The following is a 14774-nucleotide window of genomic DNA, read 5'->3' as shown; positions in this document are numbered from 1 at the left end:
CGCAAGTCGATCCGTGCTATCGTGTAGGTTGTGTGGAGCGGTCTCCTTCAGGAGAACCGGCAGGTGCAGGATGGCCATTTATCTCTATTTCGACGGCGAGGCGCGTGCCGCGCTCGACTATTATGCCCGGATCTTCCGGACCCCGATTGAACAATTGCTGACACTGGGCGAGATGCCCGAGCCGCCCGAGCAGGTCTCGCTGCACCGGAGGATCATGCATGGCCGGATCTGCGTGATGGGGCAGGACATCATGGTGGCCGACAGCTGGGAGCCGGGCGTGCTGCCCGACATCTCGGGTTTCGCCATCGAATTGGAGTTCGAGGACCTGGACCAGGCCCGGCTGATCCATCTCACCCTCTCCGGCGAGGGAGAGGACACTTCGGGCTTCGGCCCCACCTTCTGGGCGCGGGGCTTCGGCACCTGTCGTGACAAGTTCGGCGTGCCCTGGATGATCAACTGCGACTGAGCGCCCCCGGCGCAGAGGAACCGCGCCCACCGGCCGCGCGTTGACCCCTCGTGTCAGCAGGGGGATCCCATGTCAGAAGTCGAAACCGTCGCAGCGCCCGAACCGGGCGTCTCCCCCGGCCTGCGCAGAATCGAGATCCTGCTCTGGGCCCTTCTGGCGCTCTTCCTTCTCTGGTCGCTCTACATGGCTCGCACCATGGTGCTGCCCGTGGTGCTGGGCTTCCTCATCGCGCTGACCCTGACGCCGGTGGTGCGCTGGCTGGGCCGCAAGGGCGTGCCCGATGGCGTGTCTGCGGTCGGGCTGATCGTGACCATCGGGCTGGTGTCGATCCTGGGCCTCTATGCCCTGCGCATGCCGGCCGAGACCCTGATGCGCGACGCCCCCGAGATCCAGGAGGAGGTGCGGCGCAAGCTCTGGCACGTGCTGCATAACTTCGAGCGCCTGAAACAGGCGTCCGAGGAGATGAGCCAGATGGCATCGGGCAATGCCGATGGCAGCAACGAAGATACCATCGTGGTCTCTCCGGCGACGGGGCTTCTGCAGACCGCGCTCGGGTCGCTGGCGACCTCGGGGACGGTGCTGGCGGTGGCGCTGCTCTTTGCCATGTTCCTGCTTTCGATGGGCGATGCCTTCCGCAGCCGGCTGGTGAAGGCCTTCCCCGATTTCTCGCGCAAGCGTCGGGCGGCGCGGATCTCTCGTGACGTGGAGCGGCAGGTGTCGCGCTACCTGGCCGCGATCACGACGATCAACGCGGTGCTGGGGATCTGCATCGGGCTGGCCATGCACCTGATGGGGATGCCCTATGCGCTGCTCTGGGGCGTGGCCGCCTTCCTGCTGAACTACCTGCCCTATCTCGGCGCGATGATCGGCATGTTCGTGGCGGGTGCCGTGGCGCTCGTGACCTATGACAGCACTGGCGCGGCCCTGCTGGTGCCGCTGGTCTACATGGTGCTGACGTCTATCGAGGGGCAGATGATCACGCCCTGGCTGGTCGGTCGGCACCTGCAGCTGAACGCCGCCTCGGTCTTCCTGGCCGTGGTCTTCTGGGCCTGGCTCTGGGGCGCCGCGGGGGCGGTGCTGGCAGTGCCTCTGCTCGTCATGGCCAAGGTGCTTTGCGACAACATCCCGGCGCTGAGCAACATCGGCCTCTTCCTCGAGGGCCGCTCGCCCCGGCGGAGGGGCAGCCGGGCCCGGCAACGGCGCGGGGTTTGACTTTGCACCCGCTTCCGGCGCAAATCCGCAGGTAACCGACAACGATCCCGCCGACGATCCTGGGCCGCCAGCCCATGCGCGCCGGGTATCAGGCAGGAGAAGCCGGTGCCCCTTCACCGCTGTCCCATTGCGCGTCCCGGCCAGAGGATCGGGCTTCTGGGCGGGTCCTTCGACCCGGCCCACGAGGGCCATGTGCATATCACCCGCGAAGCCCTGAAGCGGTTCCGCCTGGATCGGGTCTGGTGGCTGGTCAGCCCAGGCAACCCGCTGAAGAAGGACGGCCCCGCGCCGCTGGAAGAGCGGATGCAGGCCGCCCGCGCGCTGATGCGCCACCCCAGGGTCGACGTCACCGATATCGAGGCCCGCCTCGGCAGCCGCTACACCGCCCACAGCCTGCGCGCCCTGAAAAGGCTCTATCCCGGTGTCGCCTTCACCTGGCTCATGGGGGCCGACAACCTGGTGCAGTTCGACCGCTGGCAGGAATGGCGCTGGATTCTCGCCAATGTGCCCATCGGCGTCCTTGCCCGCCCCGGAGAGCGCCTGCCCGCGCGCAACTCCCGCACCGCGCGCATCGCCCGCGAGGCCAGGGTGCGCGATGCGGAAAGCCACGGCCTGGGCGGCCTGGCGGCCCCGGCCTGGTGTTTCGTCGACATGCCGATGCGCGACATCTCCTCGTCCGAGATCCGCGCCCGAGGCGAATGGCGCGGCAGCGAAGATCGCCCCACCACCAAGCTTGCCTGAAAGGGGGCGCGGCGTTTAGAGATGTCCTTGGGAAGTCACGACAAACCCGCATTGATGATGATGAAATTGCCCCGACGCCTTTTCCTGGGAACCCTGCTAGCCGGATTTGCCCGGCCGCTCCTTGCGGCGGCGCCGGCCTCGTCTCTCCGTCCCAGGCTGCGCCCCGAGGGGCTGGGCGCCGAAGAGGCGACCCCGGCCGAGACCCTGCTGGCAGAGGCCGGAGTGACCGGCATCTCAAGCTTTGCCCTGGCGCGGGTCGGCGATGCGCCGAACGCGCCGCTGCTGGAAAGCCACGCCCCCGAGGCCTCGCTGCCGCCGGCAAGTGTCGGCAAGTGCCTGACCGCGCTCTATGCGCTCGAGGTCCTGGGGCCGAAGCACCGCTTCGCCACCCGCCTCATGGCCACGGGCCCGCTGCGCAACGGTCGCCTGGACGGAGACCTGATCCTGGTCGGCGGCGGCGATCCGGGGCTCGACACCACCGACCTGGCGGGTATCGCCGCGCGGATGAAGTCCGCCGGCCTGCGCGAGGTGGCGGGCAAGTTCTACTACCACGGCAGCGCCCTGCCCGAAGCCCGGCTGATCGACGCCAGCCAGCCCGACCACCTGGGCTACAACCCCGGCGTCTCGGCGCTGAACCTGAACTACAACCGGGTGCATTTCGAGTGGAAGCCCGAGGGCGGCAAGTGGCGGGTCACCATGGAGGCCCGCACCAAGAAGTACCGCCCCGCCGTGCAGATCGCCTCGATGCAGATCGCCGACAGGTCGAGCCCGGTCTATACCTATGCAGACCGCGGCGGCCGCGATGAATGGACCGTCTCGCGCGAAGCGCTTGGCAAGGGCGGGGCGCGCTGGCTGCCCGTCCGCCGGCCCGCCGCCTATGCCGCCGAAGTCTTCGCCACCCTCGCCCGTTCCGGCGGGCTGGTGCTGAAGACGCCAGAGCCCCTGCGCCAACTGCCGCAGGGCATGACCGAGATCGCCCGTCACGAAAGCCCACAGCTGGGAGAGATCGCCCGGCTGATGCTGCGCTATTCCAACAATCTGACTGCCGAACTTTTGGGCCTGTCTGCCACGACCCGTGCCAGCGGACGCCCGAGCTCGATCCCCGCCTCGGCGCGGGCGATGAGCCAATGGGCGGCGGAAAGATACGGGCTGAGCGGTGTGGCCATGGTCGATCACTCGGGCCTGGGCGATGCCTCGCGCTTCCCCACCGAAGCGCTGGTGCGGATGCTCTCTGCCCCCGGTGTCAGCCAGCGGCTGCAACCGATCCTGAAGGACGTGGTGCTGATGGATGAACAGGGGCGCAAGGTTTCTCGTCCCGGTCTGACCGTGGTGGGCAAGACCGGCACGCTGAACTTCGTCAGCGGGCTAGCGGGCTATGCCGACAGCCGCGCGGGGGGCAGCTATGCCTTCGCCATCCTGTCAGGGGATGTGCCGCGCCGCGATGCCCTCAGCCGGGCAGAGCGCGAAAGACCGCGCGGGGGCCGGACCTGGACCGCCCGCGCCCGCCGCCTGCAGCAGGCGCTTCTACTGCGGTGGAGCCAAGTTTACGGCTCTGCCTGATCGCTTTCCAGCGGGCTGACAAGCTCCGAGGTGTCAGCCGACATGGGTTCGGCGGAAAGGTCAGAGGACTTGGTCATCGCACCGACGATCGGCGCGATGCAGAGAAGGGCCAGTCCGAGGACCAGGAAAAGGCGTCGCATGGCGGGAAACTTATGCTGAAACAATGTCATAAGTAACATGTGGGGCAAATGCCGCCGCGATCAATACGGGTATTCCAGACCCCGTTCCCCCGGCGACAATACGCAGACCGATGGCAAGCTCCCGCTCAGGGCTGTTTCAGCCCTGACACCTTCCGCCCGCCGGGGCGGCGAAGCCCCCGCCTATTCGGTCAGGTGCCGCGCACGGGCGCCGCGTTCGATGGCGGCGGCATGCAGGCGGTCGATGTCCAGCTCGTAGCGGATCTCTTCCAGCAGGCGCAGCTCGCTTTCGCGCAGGGTGCCATCGGCGGCAGCCACGTCGCAGGCCAGCGCATAGGCGGTCTCGAAGAGACGTTCGGGCAGGTTCTCGCGGATCAGACCGAAGAGCGCATCCAGCCCGTCCTCCTCCGAGAAGAGGTCGAAGACGATCGAGGACATCTGCTTGATCCGGCTGTCGTCATAGGTGCCGAAGACCGGCAGGGTGTTCACCTGGCTCTCGATCTTGATCAGCTCGGCGGTGCGGACATTCTCGTCCGAAACCGAGACGGCGATCATCAGCAGGACAAGGCAGTCCTGAGCCGACAGGGAATGCTCGATATCGGTGGGCATCTGCTATCCTTCACGTGAGTATCCAGGGGCCTTACAGGCCTTCAGGCGTCACAATATTGACCCCTCGGCCCATGCACAATAGGAAGCCCGGTGCCCGTATGAGGCCGAATCCTCAAGGAGACCCGACATGTCCGAACTGCGCCAAGCCGCATTGGAATCGAAAGCATGGCCTTTCGAAGAGGCCCGCCGCCTCGCCAAACGGTATGAGAAGAAGGCGCCGGAGAAGGGCTACGTGCTGTTCGAGACGGGCTACGGCCCCTCCGGCCTGCCCCATATCGGAACCTTCGGCGAGGTGCTGCGCACCACGATGATCCGCCGCGCCTTCGAGGTGATCAGCGATATTCCCACCCGGCTCATCTGCTTCAGCGATGACATGGACGGCATGCGCAAGATCCCCGGCAACGTGCCCAACCAGGAGCGCCTGAAGGAAGACATCCAGAAGCCGCTGACCTCGGTCTACGACCCGTTCGAGACCCACGACAGTTTCGGCGACCACAACAACGCCATGCTGCGCCGTTTCCTCGATACCTTCGGGTTCGAGTACGAGTTCTACTCGGCCACCGAATTCTACAAGTCGGGCCAATTCGACGAGGTGCTGAAGCGCGCTGTCGACAAGTACGATGACGTGATGAAGGTGATGCTGAAGTCCCTGCGTGAAGAGCGCGCGGCGACCTATTCGATCTTCCTGCCGATCCACCCCGAGACCGGCCGCGTCCTCTATGTGCCGATGAAGTCGGTCAACAAGGATGATTACACCATCACCTTCGACGACGAGGACGGCAAGGAGTGGACCCTGCCCGTCACCGGCGGCAACGTGAAGCTGCAGTGGAAGCCCGACTTCGGCGCCCGCTGGGCCGCGCTTGGCGTCGACTTCGAGATGTACGGCAAGGACCACAGCACCAACACGCCGATCTACGACCGCATCTGCGAGATCCTCGGCGGCAAGAAGCCCGAGCATTTCACCTACGAGCTCTTCCTGGATGACCAGGGTCAGAAGATCTCGAAGTCCTCGGGCAACGGCATCTCGATCGACGAATGGCTGACCTATGCCTCGACCGAGAGCCTCAGCTACTTCATGTTCCTGAAGCCGAAGACCGCCAAGCGGCTGTATTTCGATGTCATCCCCAAGGCGATGGACGAATACCACCAGCAGCTGCGCGCCTATGCGGAACAGGACGCCAAGGCCCGCCTGGCCAACCCGGTGTTCCACATCCACGGCCACAACGTGCCCGCCTCGGACATGGTGGTGCCCTTCTCGATGCTGCTGAACCTGGCCTCCGTCTCGGGCGCAGAGGACAAGGAAACCCTCTGGGGCTTCATCCGCCGCTACGCGCCGGAGGCCAGCCCCGAGACCAACCCGCAGCTCGATCAGGCCGCCGGTTTCGCGGTGCGCTACTACAATGACTTCGTGAAGCCGGGCAAAGTCTTCCGCGCCGCCGAAGGCATCGAGATCGAGGCACTGGAAGCGCTGCGCGACGCGCTGAAGGCCTATGATGGCGAAGAGAGCGACGAGGCGCTGCAATCCGTAGTCTACACCATCGGCCGCGAACGCTTCGATCCGATGAAGGCCTGGTTCTCGTGCCTCTACGAGGTGCTTCTGGGTGCCAAGCAGGGGCCGCGTTTCGGCGGCTTCATCGCGCTCTACGGCGTGCAGGAAACCGTGGCGCTGATCGACCGCGCCCTGGCCGGCGAGTTCGTCGAGGGCTGAGCCCCGCACGCGATTGTTACCACGGCAGGGCCGGTCCTTCGGGGCCGGCCCGTTGCACTTCCCCGGGCAGGCTCCGATGCTGCGCGGCAGGGAGGGCCCGCCATGCGCCGCACCACGGGATATGAACCGCTGAACGTGCCGAAGCCATTCGGAACGGATCTCTGGATCGTGGACGGGCCGCATATCCGTTTCTACGGCCTGCCCTTTTCCACCCGGATGACGATCGTGCGCCTGCCCTCTGGCGGGCTCTGGGTGCATTCGCCGATCCGCGCCGATGAGGCCCTGTTCGCGGCTGTCGAGGCGCTCGGGCCCATCACCCATATCGTCGCCCCCAATGCCATCCACTACGCCGCCCTTCCCGACTGGCAGGCCCGCTATCCGCAGGCGAAGGCCTGGGTCGCTCCGGGTGTCCGCGCCCGCGCCGCCTCGCGCCGGGTCGAGATCGGTCCGGCGGAAGAGCTGGGGCTCGAGGCCTGCTGGGAGGGCGTGCTGCAGGGCCACCTGGTGACCGGCAGCAAGGTCCTGCAGGAGATGGTCTTCTTCCACGCCCCCTCGCGCTGCCTGGTGCTGACGGACTTCATCGAGAACTTCGATCCGGCGAAACTGCCCTGGCTGATGGGAAAACTGGTCGCGCTGGCGGGTATCGTGCGCCCCGACGGGCGGATGCCGCCCGACATGCGCGCCACCTTCGACAAGGTGGCCCTCAGGGGCCACGTCGAGACGATGCTCTCATGGCAGCCCGAGCGCGCGGTCATGTCCCACGGAGAGCCCTGGCAGTCCGGCGCCACCGCCCGCCTGCGCCGGGCCTTTGCCCGCCTGCTTGACCAAGCGTAAACAAGATCTAACTCTAGGGGAGTGTGTTTGTACGAGTTCCCGGAGGTAAGACATGTTGCGGTTCATGATCGGCCTGCTGACAGCCCTGCTGCTCACAGGCCCCGCCACGGCACAACAGGACGACGCGGTGAGAAGCGTCATCAGCACCCAAATGGAGGCCCTCAGGCAGGGCGATTTCCCAGGCGCCTACGAGATGGCCTCCCCCGGCATCCGGGGCTACTTCGGCCCGGTCGACAATTTCGAGCGCATGCTGCGGCTCGGCTACCCCGAGGTGCTGGCCCCGCGTCTCTTCCGCTTCATGGGCATGGAGCCTCGCGGCAACGGACAGGCCCAGGTGCTGATGATCGAGGACCAGAAGGGCCGCGTCCACATGCTGGAATACCTGCTGATCGAAACCGAGGACGGCTGGAAGATCGACTCCGTGCGCCGCCTGCCGGCCTCTCAGCCCGCGGTCTAAGCCGCACGGTCCTCCCAGCCTCCGTTAAGAGAGTGTTGTTAGCCCTTTCGCCCATTCGGCGCCGCGCGGCGTCGCGGCAGAGGAAAGGGCTTCGGCATGAACAAGGCGATCACGGACGGCATTCTCTTCATGCCCCCGGCATTCGAGAACGGGTTGGACCAATGGTCGAGCGGTGACGGCACGCCAGGCTCGGACAGCTACCAGGGCGACCCCAATGCAGCGATCATCGCCGCCGACCAGGACTTCGGCGGCTGCCTCGAACTGCTCAAGGGCGCGACCACCCAGAAACTGCGCTACATGGGCGAGACCCCGATCCTGCCCGGCTGCTACCTGCGCATCAGCGCCAGGGTGAAGGCGGTCAGCGGCAACTTCCCCTCGGTACGCATCGCGGGTTGGGCCGGCGACAGCTCTGACGGCCATGTCGCCGGGCTGACCGAGACCGGCCCGGCCACCGCCCTGTCGAGCTACGGCGAGGTGGTCGAGATCAGCGCCATCGTCGGCAGCGGCGACCGCGACGGGGTGGACATGGCCTGGGGGACCACGCCGGTCTACGGCCATTTCGGGCTGGACCTGACCGGCGCCAATGGCGGGATCATCCGCATCGACGATCTGCGCATCGAAGATGTGACCGAGGTCTTCCTGCGCGACATGCTGGCCTGGGTCGACGTGCGCGACTTCGGCGCCAGGGGCGATGGCGTGACCGATGACCTGGCCGCCTTCCAGGCCGCCGATGCCGCCGCCGACGGTCGGCTGGTGAAGATCCCCGAAGGCACCTTCTACCTTTCGGACAGCATGACCTTCGACAACCGCACCCAGTTCGACGGCACGCTCTCCATGCCCGCGGACGCCGTGCTGTCGCTGACCAAGGACTTCCACCTGCCCGCCTATATCGACGCCTTCGACGACGAGGAGCTGGCCTTCAAGAAGGCCTTCCAGTCGCTGCTGAACAACTCGGACCACGAAAGCCTGGACCTGGGCGGCCGCCGCATCAAGGTGACCCAGCCCATCGACATGCAGGCGGCCCTGGCCAACAAGACCTGCTACGCGCAGCGCCGCCACATCTGCAACGGCCAGTTCGATTGCCAGGGCGGCAGCGCCTGGGACACCGACATCACCACCAGCCAGGGCACCTACGACCCGGCCAATTCCCGCGAGCTGACAGGCGTCACCAATATCGCCAACATCCAGCCCGGCTCCCTGGTGCAGGGCAATGGCGTGGGGCGCGAGGTCTATGTCACCTCGGTCAACGTGGCGCAGCAGAAGCTGACGCTCTCGCTGCCGCTCCATGATGCGGCGGGCACCCAGACCTTCACCTTCCAGCGCTTCAAGTACATGCTCGACTTCTCGGGCTTCGATTACCTCGACAAGTTCTCGATGTCGGATATCGAGTTCCAGTGCGGCGGCGATTGCAGCGCCATCCTGTTGGCGCCCGCCGGCCTGATCTTCCATCTGCGCGACTGCTACATCACGCGGCCCAAGGATCGCGGCATCACCAGCCATGGCACCGGCTGCCAGGGCATGCTGGTGGACCGCTGCCAGTTCATCTCGGACGAAAGCGGCGCGCTCAGCCAGGACCGGGTGTCGATCGCGCTGAATACCAATGCCAACGACATAAAGCTGCGCAACAACCGGGTGCAGCAGCTGCGCACCTTCGCGGTGATCGCGGGCACGGGCTCGATCATCACCGGCAACCACTTCTTCGGCGGCGACAATGCCGATGCGGGCATCCGCACGCCGGGCATCGTGCTGAGCCGGACCAACGCGCGGGCGACGATCAACGGCAATTACATCGACAATTGCTTCATCGAATGGGGCAACGAACACGACGACGCGCCGGGGTTTTCCAGCGAGTTCAGCTTTTCGGGGCTCAACGTCTCGGACAACATCTGCCTGTGCAGCGACGTGGCGCCCTGGTTCACCTTCCTGGTGATCAAACCCTATGGCGCGGGGCACTACCTGAACGGGGTCAACATCAACGGCAATATTTTCCGCTGCATCCACGGTTCCATCGACCGGGTAGAGAGCGTCGACACCAGCTTCGCGGACCTCGACTACGACAAGATCACCAACGTCACCTTCTCGGGCAACATGTTCAACCTGGTGGACACCGGCGCGGTGAACCCGCTGGTGATCAAGCATACCGAGCCCTCGACCAGCACCGTCTGGACCCTCGACTGTGCGCCCAAGCTGCCCTTCGGAGGCTGGGCCCAGACCGTCTCCTCCGTGGTCGCCAACGGCAAGATCGCCAATGGCGCCAACGTGGCCCATCACGGGATGCCCTACGTGAAGACCAAGGAAGGGGCGAACCGCGACCAGGTGACCCTGAACTGGGGCGAGGCCGTCGAAGGCACTGTCACCGTGACGGTGCGGATGGACGATCCCCTCTGACCTGACGCAGCGCTGTCGCCAAGGACGTCTCCCCTCGGGGAGGCGTTGTCCTATCAGCCCTCAGGCAACAGGTCCTCGGCGGTCAGGCGGAAGGCGGCGCCGAAGCCGCCGTTCAGCAACGCGCCTTCGGGCGGGAAACGCACCAGCAGGAAGTCGGCGAAACCGATGTAGAGCTTGGACTTCGGCCGCGCCGCCACATAGGCCCCGGCCAGTGCCTCGAAACGGGCATCGTTGCGGGTCACCGGGTCGGCCAGCGCCTGCATCGAGAGGCGCGGGTGGGTCAGCGGATCTCCCTTCGCGCCGGGCTCCCCCAGAAGTAGAGAGACCCTCGCCCCCTCCAGCAGCGCGCCCGTGTGGGCCGATAGCCGCGAGACCAGCGTCACCGGCACGCCGTCCTCGGGGCAGAAGAGCGCGATCCGGGTGACCAGGGGCGCCCCGTCCCGCAGGGTGCCCAGGGCACCGAAGGCGGCGTCACGCATCAGGCCCTGCGCCAGGGCGCGGGCGTCGTCATCGGTCGGGCGGATCGGATCTGTGGTTCTCTCGGCCATGGGCCCCGTCTTGCCCCGCCGCGGCCGGGCTGTCATCAGAATTCCCGCCAGATCCCCAGCTTCAGCCGATAGGGATCGCTGTTGGCCAACCCGACAGAGCCGCCGATATCCAGCCAGGTGCCGTCGCGGATCTTCCAGGCCAGAGACCCCGCCAGCCGCGCGAAGGCGGGGTCTCCGGCGCGCTGGCCGCTCTGCAGCTGCATGTAGTACTTCGCCCGCCTGCCGGGGCTGAGACCGAGGGTCAGGTCGAACTTCCAGTCCACCGCGCCGGTGCCGGCAAAGACCTCTGCCGCCAGCTCTCCGGCGATCCAGCCCGAGGGGCGCTCGAGCCCGCGCCCGAAGGACAGCCCCGGCCGCAGCACCCACTCCCCGGCCACCTTGCCCGCGCCCATGTCCAGCGCCAGGCGAAAGCCAAGGCGCTCTCCCATCGGGACCGAGACATAGCTGACCAGCTTCTCCAGCCCCGAGATCGCGCCGCCGAAATCCGTCGAAAGGGTCAGCCGGTCCGTCAGCCCATATTCATGGAAGAGCGTGTAGCTTTGCGTCCAGCTGCCATCCTCTGCGCCCACGACCCGCCCCGTGACAGAGAGGAAATGCGCCCCCTTGCCGCGTGGCCAGGCCCCCGCCGAAAGCGTAGCTGGCCAGAGGGCCAGACAGAGCAGGACTGCAATGGTGAAACGCAAGATCCGCCTCCCTGGGGTTTTCTCCAGACTGGGACGGCTTGGTTAATAGTCGAATAACGAAGATGAAGGGTTTCGCCCCAACGAGGCGGGGACAGGCCCAGGGCCCGCCCCCGCCCCTGCGCGGCTGGACGCGTCTCTTAGAGGTCGGGCCGGCCCTGTCAGGCCGCCTTGTGCTTCCGCATGGGCGTGAGCGCCGGGATACGCACCCCCTGGCCGAAGGCCGTGACCATGACATCCTCGGGCGCTCCGATGGCGGCAAGCTTGGCCCGGATGCGGCAGATGTAGACGTCGATGATCTTGGGGTCGGGCTCATCCTGCCAGGCGTATAGCTGCAGCATGATCTGCTCGCGCGAGACCATGCCACCGGCGCGCAGGACCAGCATCTCGACCAGCTCGTACTCCAGGCGGGTCAGGTGGATCGGCATGTCGCCCCAATGGACCGAACGCGCATCCACGTCGACACTCAGCGCGCCGGTCTCGAGCACGGGATGCGCGAAGCCGCAGGCCCGGCGGATATAGGCGCGCAGCCGGGCGGCGATCTCGATGGGCTTGCAGGGCCATTCGATCACCTCGTCCGCGCCACGGGCCATGAAGCTTTTGCGCAGCGCATCGTCGACCCGGCGCGAGGCCACCACGATCACCATGCGCGGATGATTGGCCCGCAGCTGCGCCACAAGGTCAGAGGCCTTCATGTCGGGCAGGTCGGGATCGAGCAGGATCGCGTTCTGCTCGGCAGAGGAGGCATATTCCAGCACCTCGCCCCCCGAGGCGGCCTCGGTGATATAGAAGCCTTCCTTGCCCATGGCATGGGCAAGGCCCGCGATATTCCAGGTGGTGTCCGTAACCAGAAGGCGCATGCCGATCTCCATTTCTTCCCTTGGGCCGAGCCCGACGGGGATGTGGAGAGAGAGCGGCCGCCGACGGGAGGGACATGCCTGCGGCCCACACCGTCGAACTCGGATGTAATGCGCGGGCGCCATGCCCTCTGCGCGATGAACGCGCCGGCCAGCCGGCGCCCCGATTGTCCTGCGGCCGTTGCCCTTGCGGCGACGCCTGCCTGACAGGGATGTAATACCCCGGTAACCCCCGCCCGGTCATCTATACAAAAGGATAAGTCTCAAATTTTCCAAGAGCTTGGTTAACATCGGCAGGCGCCCGGTTGCACCCCGCCCCGCGCGGCCCCATCTGGAAACGAAGCGAAAAGAAGGAGAGCTGCCGATGCGATGCCCAGTGGACGGGACCGAGCTTTTGATGACGGACAGGCAGGGAGTCGAGATCGACTATTGCCCCACGTGCCGTGGTGTCTGGCTGGATCGCGGCGAGCTGGACAAGATCATCGAGCGCAGCGCCGAACCCGCAGCCCCCGCCCGCAGCGCACCGCCGCGCGACAGCTACGGCGAGGACCGCCGCTACGACCCGCGTGCCCAGCATCACGGGCAGTACAAGGGCGGCTACGACAAGAAGTACTACAAGAAGAAGAAGCGCAAATCGCTGCTGAGCGAGATCTTCGACTTCGACTGATCCAGGCCGCAAGGCCATCCGCGCGGCCCGCAGCAGCAAGGGGTTTGCCCGCCGCCTGCCGGGCCGCCGATTCACTTCCGCGAATCCCCAAGGCAGGCGGGACACCGCCCGCCACCGGTGCCGACCCCTCTGTCCCTTGCCACCCGTTGACCCGGGGGTAACGGCATTGTTTTCATTGCGAAAACCAGCCTCTACGGGGTAGAAAATTGCGCCGCCCCAAGAACCCGAAAAGGTTTTACGATTTTGTCAAAAAAAGCGCCCCGAGGCCCTTGCGCCTCCTCCGAGTTGGGGCTACATCGGGGCTCCATTCGATGAGGACGACGCGCCTCACGAAAATTGGCGCGGGGTGGAGCAGCCCGGTAGCTCGTCAGGCTCATAACCTGAAGGTCGTAGGTTCAAATCCTACCCCCGCAACCAATACAAAACGCCCCGTAGCTTAGGCTCGGGGCGTTTGTGTTTTCAGCGACATGTCACCGCCGCCAGCCGGGGCGCGGCACAGAGCCCGCCCCGCCTGACCCGCGTCCTAGCCGCTCAGCTCTGCCTGATGCGCCTTCACCAGGTCTGCCATCGAGTTGAAGCGGAAGTCGTATTGCGGCATGTCACCGGGGTTCATCGTGGCGCCAAAGCCCTCCTGGTCGTAGCGACGGTAGATCCAGCAATTGCGCAGCCCATGGCGGTTGGCCGGGCCGTGATCGTGGAACATGCTTTCTGCCGTATGAAGGATCTGGCTCTTCTCGATGCCGATATCGCCGATCTTCTCGAGCATGTAGTCGAAGTTCCGATCCGCGGGCTTGTAGCTTCCCACATCCTCGGCCGTGTAGCGGGCGTCGAACTCCACCCCCAGCTTGTCGTTCGAGAAGCGGAAGCTTTCGTTGTCGACATTGGTCAGCACCACCAGCTTGTAGTGCGTCTTCAGATAGGCCAGGGCTTCGGCGGAGTCCGGGAAGGCCGGCCAATTCTTCACCGACTGGCCGTAGGCCACACAATCCTCGCGGCTGTAGGGGACGCCCCATTCCTCCGCCAAGCGCTTGTAGACCACCGAGAGCAGCTCGCTGTACTTCATCGCCGGCGTGTACTTCTGCTGCGTGGATTCATGCCGGGCATGGGCCTCGAGAATCTCGTTGCGGCTGAGCGGCCGCTCCGCCTTGGCGACGAGCTCGGCCAGGCCCTCCACCATGCCGGTCTCCCAGTCGATCAATGTGCCATAGACATCGAAGGTAAGCGCTTTGAAATCGGTGAGTTTCATCTGGTCCTCTATTCTGATCGACGGGGTCGCGCGCCAGAGCCTATGCCAGCTCGGACCCGGGCGACACCCCGTAGCCGCATCCATTGGCGCACCTCGGCCGCAGGAGGCATTCCAGGGCGTTTCTCGCGCCGCCTGGCGCCCCTCATGCCCTTGTCAGAAGCGGATCGTCACTTGGCAGCCGAAGGCCGTCGCCGCCAGGTCCTCGAACTCCACGTTGCCATGGCCACGGCTATCCCAGGCCTCTTTCGCCAGGCCGGCACCAAAGCTCAGCAGGCAGGCTTCGAGCGGGGTCAGCTCCAACTCCTGCGCCGCCACATGGATCGCCATGCCGGCCATCAGGTGCAGCTGCTTGTCGAAATCGGCAGCAATGATCATGCCCACTGAAAGCAGGGAAAAGGGCTCCATGGCCTCACTCCAGACAATTTGCGTCGAATGAGTCAGGTGTAAATGCCGCGTTAAGCCCGGACTACAGATGTCTGACAAACTCGTTAACGGCGGTCTGGAAGCAGGGGGGCAGAACACAAAACAGCCCGCTGAGTTTTATGTCAGCGGGCTGTTTTGTTTTTGGTATCGTTTTATTGGATCTTTACTAGGTCTGGCGGCGACTTACTCTCCCACGACTTAAGCCGCAGTACCATCAGCGCGACGGCACTTAACTTCCGGG

16 protein-coding genes, 1 tRNA gene and 1 rRNA gene are annotated in these 14774 nt (G+C 65.6%); 10 read left to right on the top strand and 8 right to left on the bottom strand.

Annotated features, from left to right (window positions below; genetic code table 11):
• The first annotated feature begins 70 nt into the window (after nt 1-70).
• From CRO50_RS08005 to dacB, 4 genes are all read left to right on the top strand, one after another.
• Complete coding sequence (locus CRO50_RS08005) at nt 71-466, top strand: VOC family protein (RefSeq protein WP_097145390.1); 396 nt, start codon at nt 71-73, stop codon at nt 464-466.
• 69 nt (nt 467-535) lie between these two features.
• Nucleotides 536-1678: an AI-2E family transporter gene (locus tag CRO50_RS08000; RefSeq protein WP_097145389.1), complete on the top strand. Its 1143-nt coding sequence runs from the start codon at nt 536-538 to the stop codon at nt 1676-1678.
• Between the two features lie 105 nt (nt 1679-1783).
• Nucleotides 1784-2419 (top strand): nicotinate-nucleotide adenylyltransferase, encoded by a 636-nt coding sequence (locus CRO50_RS07995; RefSeq protein ID WP_097145388.1) that lies wholly within the window; start codon nt 1784-1786, stop codon nt 2417-2419.
• A gap of 60 nt (nt 2420-2479) precedes the next feature.
• Nucleotides 2480-3979 (top strand): D-alanyl-D-alanine carboxypeptidase/D-alanyl-D-alanine endopeptidase, encoded by a 1500-nt coding sequence (gene dacB / locus CRO50_RS07990; protein WP_232617678.1) that lies wholly within the window; start codon nt 2480-2482, stop codon nt 3977-3979.
• On the opposite strand, the gene CRO50_RS20100 is transcribed toward dacB, so the two are convergent.
• The gene (locus CRO50_RS20100) at nt 3964-4119 is read right to left on the bottom strand and encodes a hypothetical protein (protein WP_157791690.1); all 156 of its coding nucleotides are present in this window, start codon (nt 4117-4119) and stop codon (nt 3964-3966) included. The genes dacB and CRO50_RS20100 overlap by 16 nt on opposite strands.
• Nucleotides 4120-4299: 180 nt before the next feature.
• Nucleotides 4300-4725: a tellurite resistance TerB family protein gene (locus CRO50_RS07985; protein WP_097145387.1), complete on the bottom strand. Its 426-nt coding sequence runs from the start codon at nt 4723-4725 to the stop codon at nt 4300-4302.
• Nucleotides 4726-4852: 127 nt separating this feature from the next.
• On the opposite strand from CRO50_RS07985, the gene CRO50_RS07980 reads away from it, so the two are divergent.
• The 4 genes from CRO50_RS07980 to CRO50_RS07965 all read left to right on the top strand — a co-directional run bounded on the left by CRO50_RS07980 (nt 4853) and on the right by CRO50_RS07965 (nt 10112).
• Nucleotides 4853-6433 carry a lysine--tRNA ligase gene (locus CRO50_RS07980; protein WP_097145386.1) on the top strand — a complete coding sequence of 527 codons (1581 nt, stop codon included), beginning with the start codon at nt 4853-4855 and terminating at the stop codon, nt 6431-6433.
• A 102-nt stretch (nt 6434-6535) separates the two neighbouring features.
• On the top strand, nt 6536-7267 hold the full coding sequence (locus tag CRO50_RS07975) for a DUF4336 domain-containing protein (RefSeq protein WP_097145385.1): 732 nt from the start codon (nt 6536-6538) through the stop codon (nt 7265-7267).
• A 52-nt stretch (nt 7268-7319) separates the two neighbouring features.
• Nucleotides 7320-7724: a DUF4864 domain-containing protein gene (locus tag CRO50_RS07970; RefSeq protein WP_097145384.1), complete on the top strand. Its 405-nt coding sequence runs from the start codon at nt 7320-7322 to the stop codon at nt 7722-7724.
• A gap of 96 nt (nt 7725-7820) precedes the next feature.
• Nucleotides 7821-10112: a glycosyl hydrolase family 28-related protein gene (locus CRO50_RS07965; RefSeq protein ID WP_097145383.1), complete on the top strand. Its 2292-nt coding sequence runs from the start codon at nt 7821-7823 to the stop codon at nt 10110-10112.
• Between the two features lie 53 nt (nt 10113-10165).
• Here the strand turns inward: CRO50_RS07965 and CRO50_RS07960 are convergent, their stop codons facing one another.
• From CRO50_RS07960 to CRO50_RS07950, 3 genes are all read right to left on the bottom strand, one after another.
• Nucleotides 10166-10660: a HugZ family pyridoxamine 5'-phosphate oxidase gene (locus CRO50_RS07960; protein ID WP_097145382.1), complete on the bottom strand. Its 495-nt coding sequence runs from the start codon at nt 10658-10660 to the stop codon at nt 10166-10168.
• 35 nt (nt 10661-10695) lie between these two features.
• Complete coding sequence (locus CRO50_RS07955) at nt 10696-11343, bottom strand: hypothetical protein (protein ID WP_143516879.1); 648 nt, start codon at nt 11341-11343, stop codon at nt 10696-10698.
• A gap of 158 nt (nt 11344-11501) precedes the next feature.
• Nucleotides 11502-12200 (bottom strand): response regulator transcription factor, encoded by a 699-nt coding sequence (locus CRO50_RS07950; RefSeq protein WP_179747230.1) that lies wholly within the window; start codon nt 12198-12200, stop codon nt 11502-11504.
• A gap of 361 nt (nt 12201-12561) precedes the next feature.
• Here CRO50_RS07950 and CRO50_RS07945 point away from each other — a divergent pair, with 361 nt between their 5' ends.
• Both CRO50_RS07945 and CRO50_RS07940 read left to right on the top strand, forming a co-directional pair.
• Complete coding sequence (locus tag CRO50_RS07945; RefSeq protein WP_097145379.1) at nt 12562-12864, top strand: TFIIB-type zinc ribbon-containing protein; 303 nt, start codon at nt 12562-12564, stop codon at nt 12862-12864.
• A gap of 340 nt (nt 12865-13204) precedes the next feature.
• Nucleotides 13205-13281 (top strand) — tRNA-Met (locus CRO50_RS07940).
• A gap of 106 nt (nt 13282-13387) precedes the next feature.
• Here the strand turns inward: CRO50_RS07940 and CRO50_RS07935 are convergent.
• From CRO50_RS07935 to rrf, 3 genes are all read right to left on the bottom strand, one after another.
• Nucleotides 13388-14110 (bottom strand): haloacid dehalogenase type II, encoded by a 723-nt coding sequence (locus tag CRO50_RS07935; protein ID WP_097145378.1) that lies wholly within the window; start codon nt 14108-14110, stop codon nt 13388-13390.
• A gap of 153 nt (nt 14111-14263) precedes the next feature.
• Complete coding sequence (locus CRO50_RS07930) at nt 14264-14515, bottom strand: hypothetical protein (protein WP_097145377.1); 252 nt, start codon at nt 14513-14515, stop codon at nt 14264-14266.
• Nucleotides 14516-14703: 188 nt separating this feature from the next.
• Nucleotides 14704-14774 (bottom strand): 5S ribosomal RNA (gene rrf / locus CRO50_RS20530); the annotation flags it as partial.

Source organism: Pseudooceanicola antarcticus (assembly GCF_900215355.1).
GTDB classification, from domain to species: domain Bacteria; phylum Pseudomonadota; class Alphaproteobacteria; order Rhodobacterales; family Rhodobacteraceae; genus Pseudooceanicola; species Pseudooceanicola antarcticus.
This window is presented reverse-complemented; position numbering and strand designations above follow the sequence as displayed.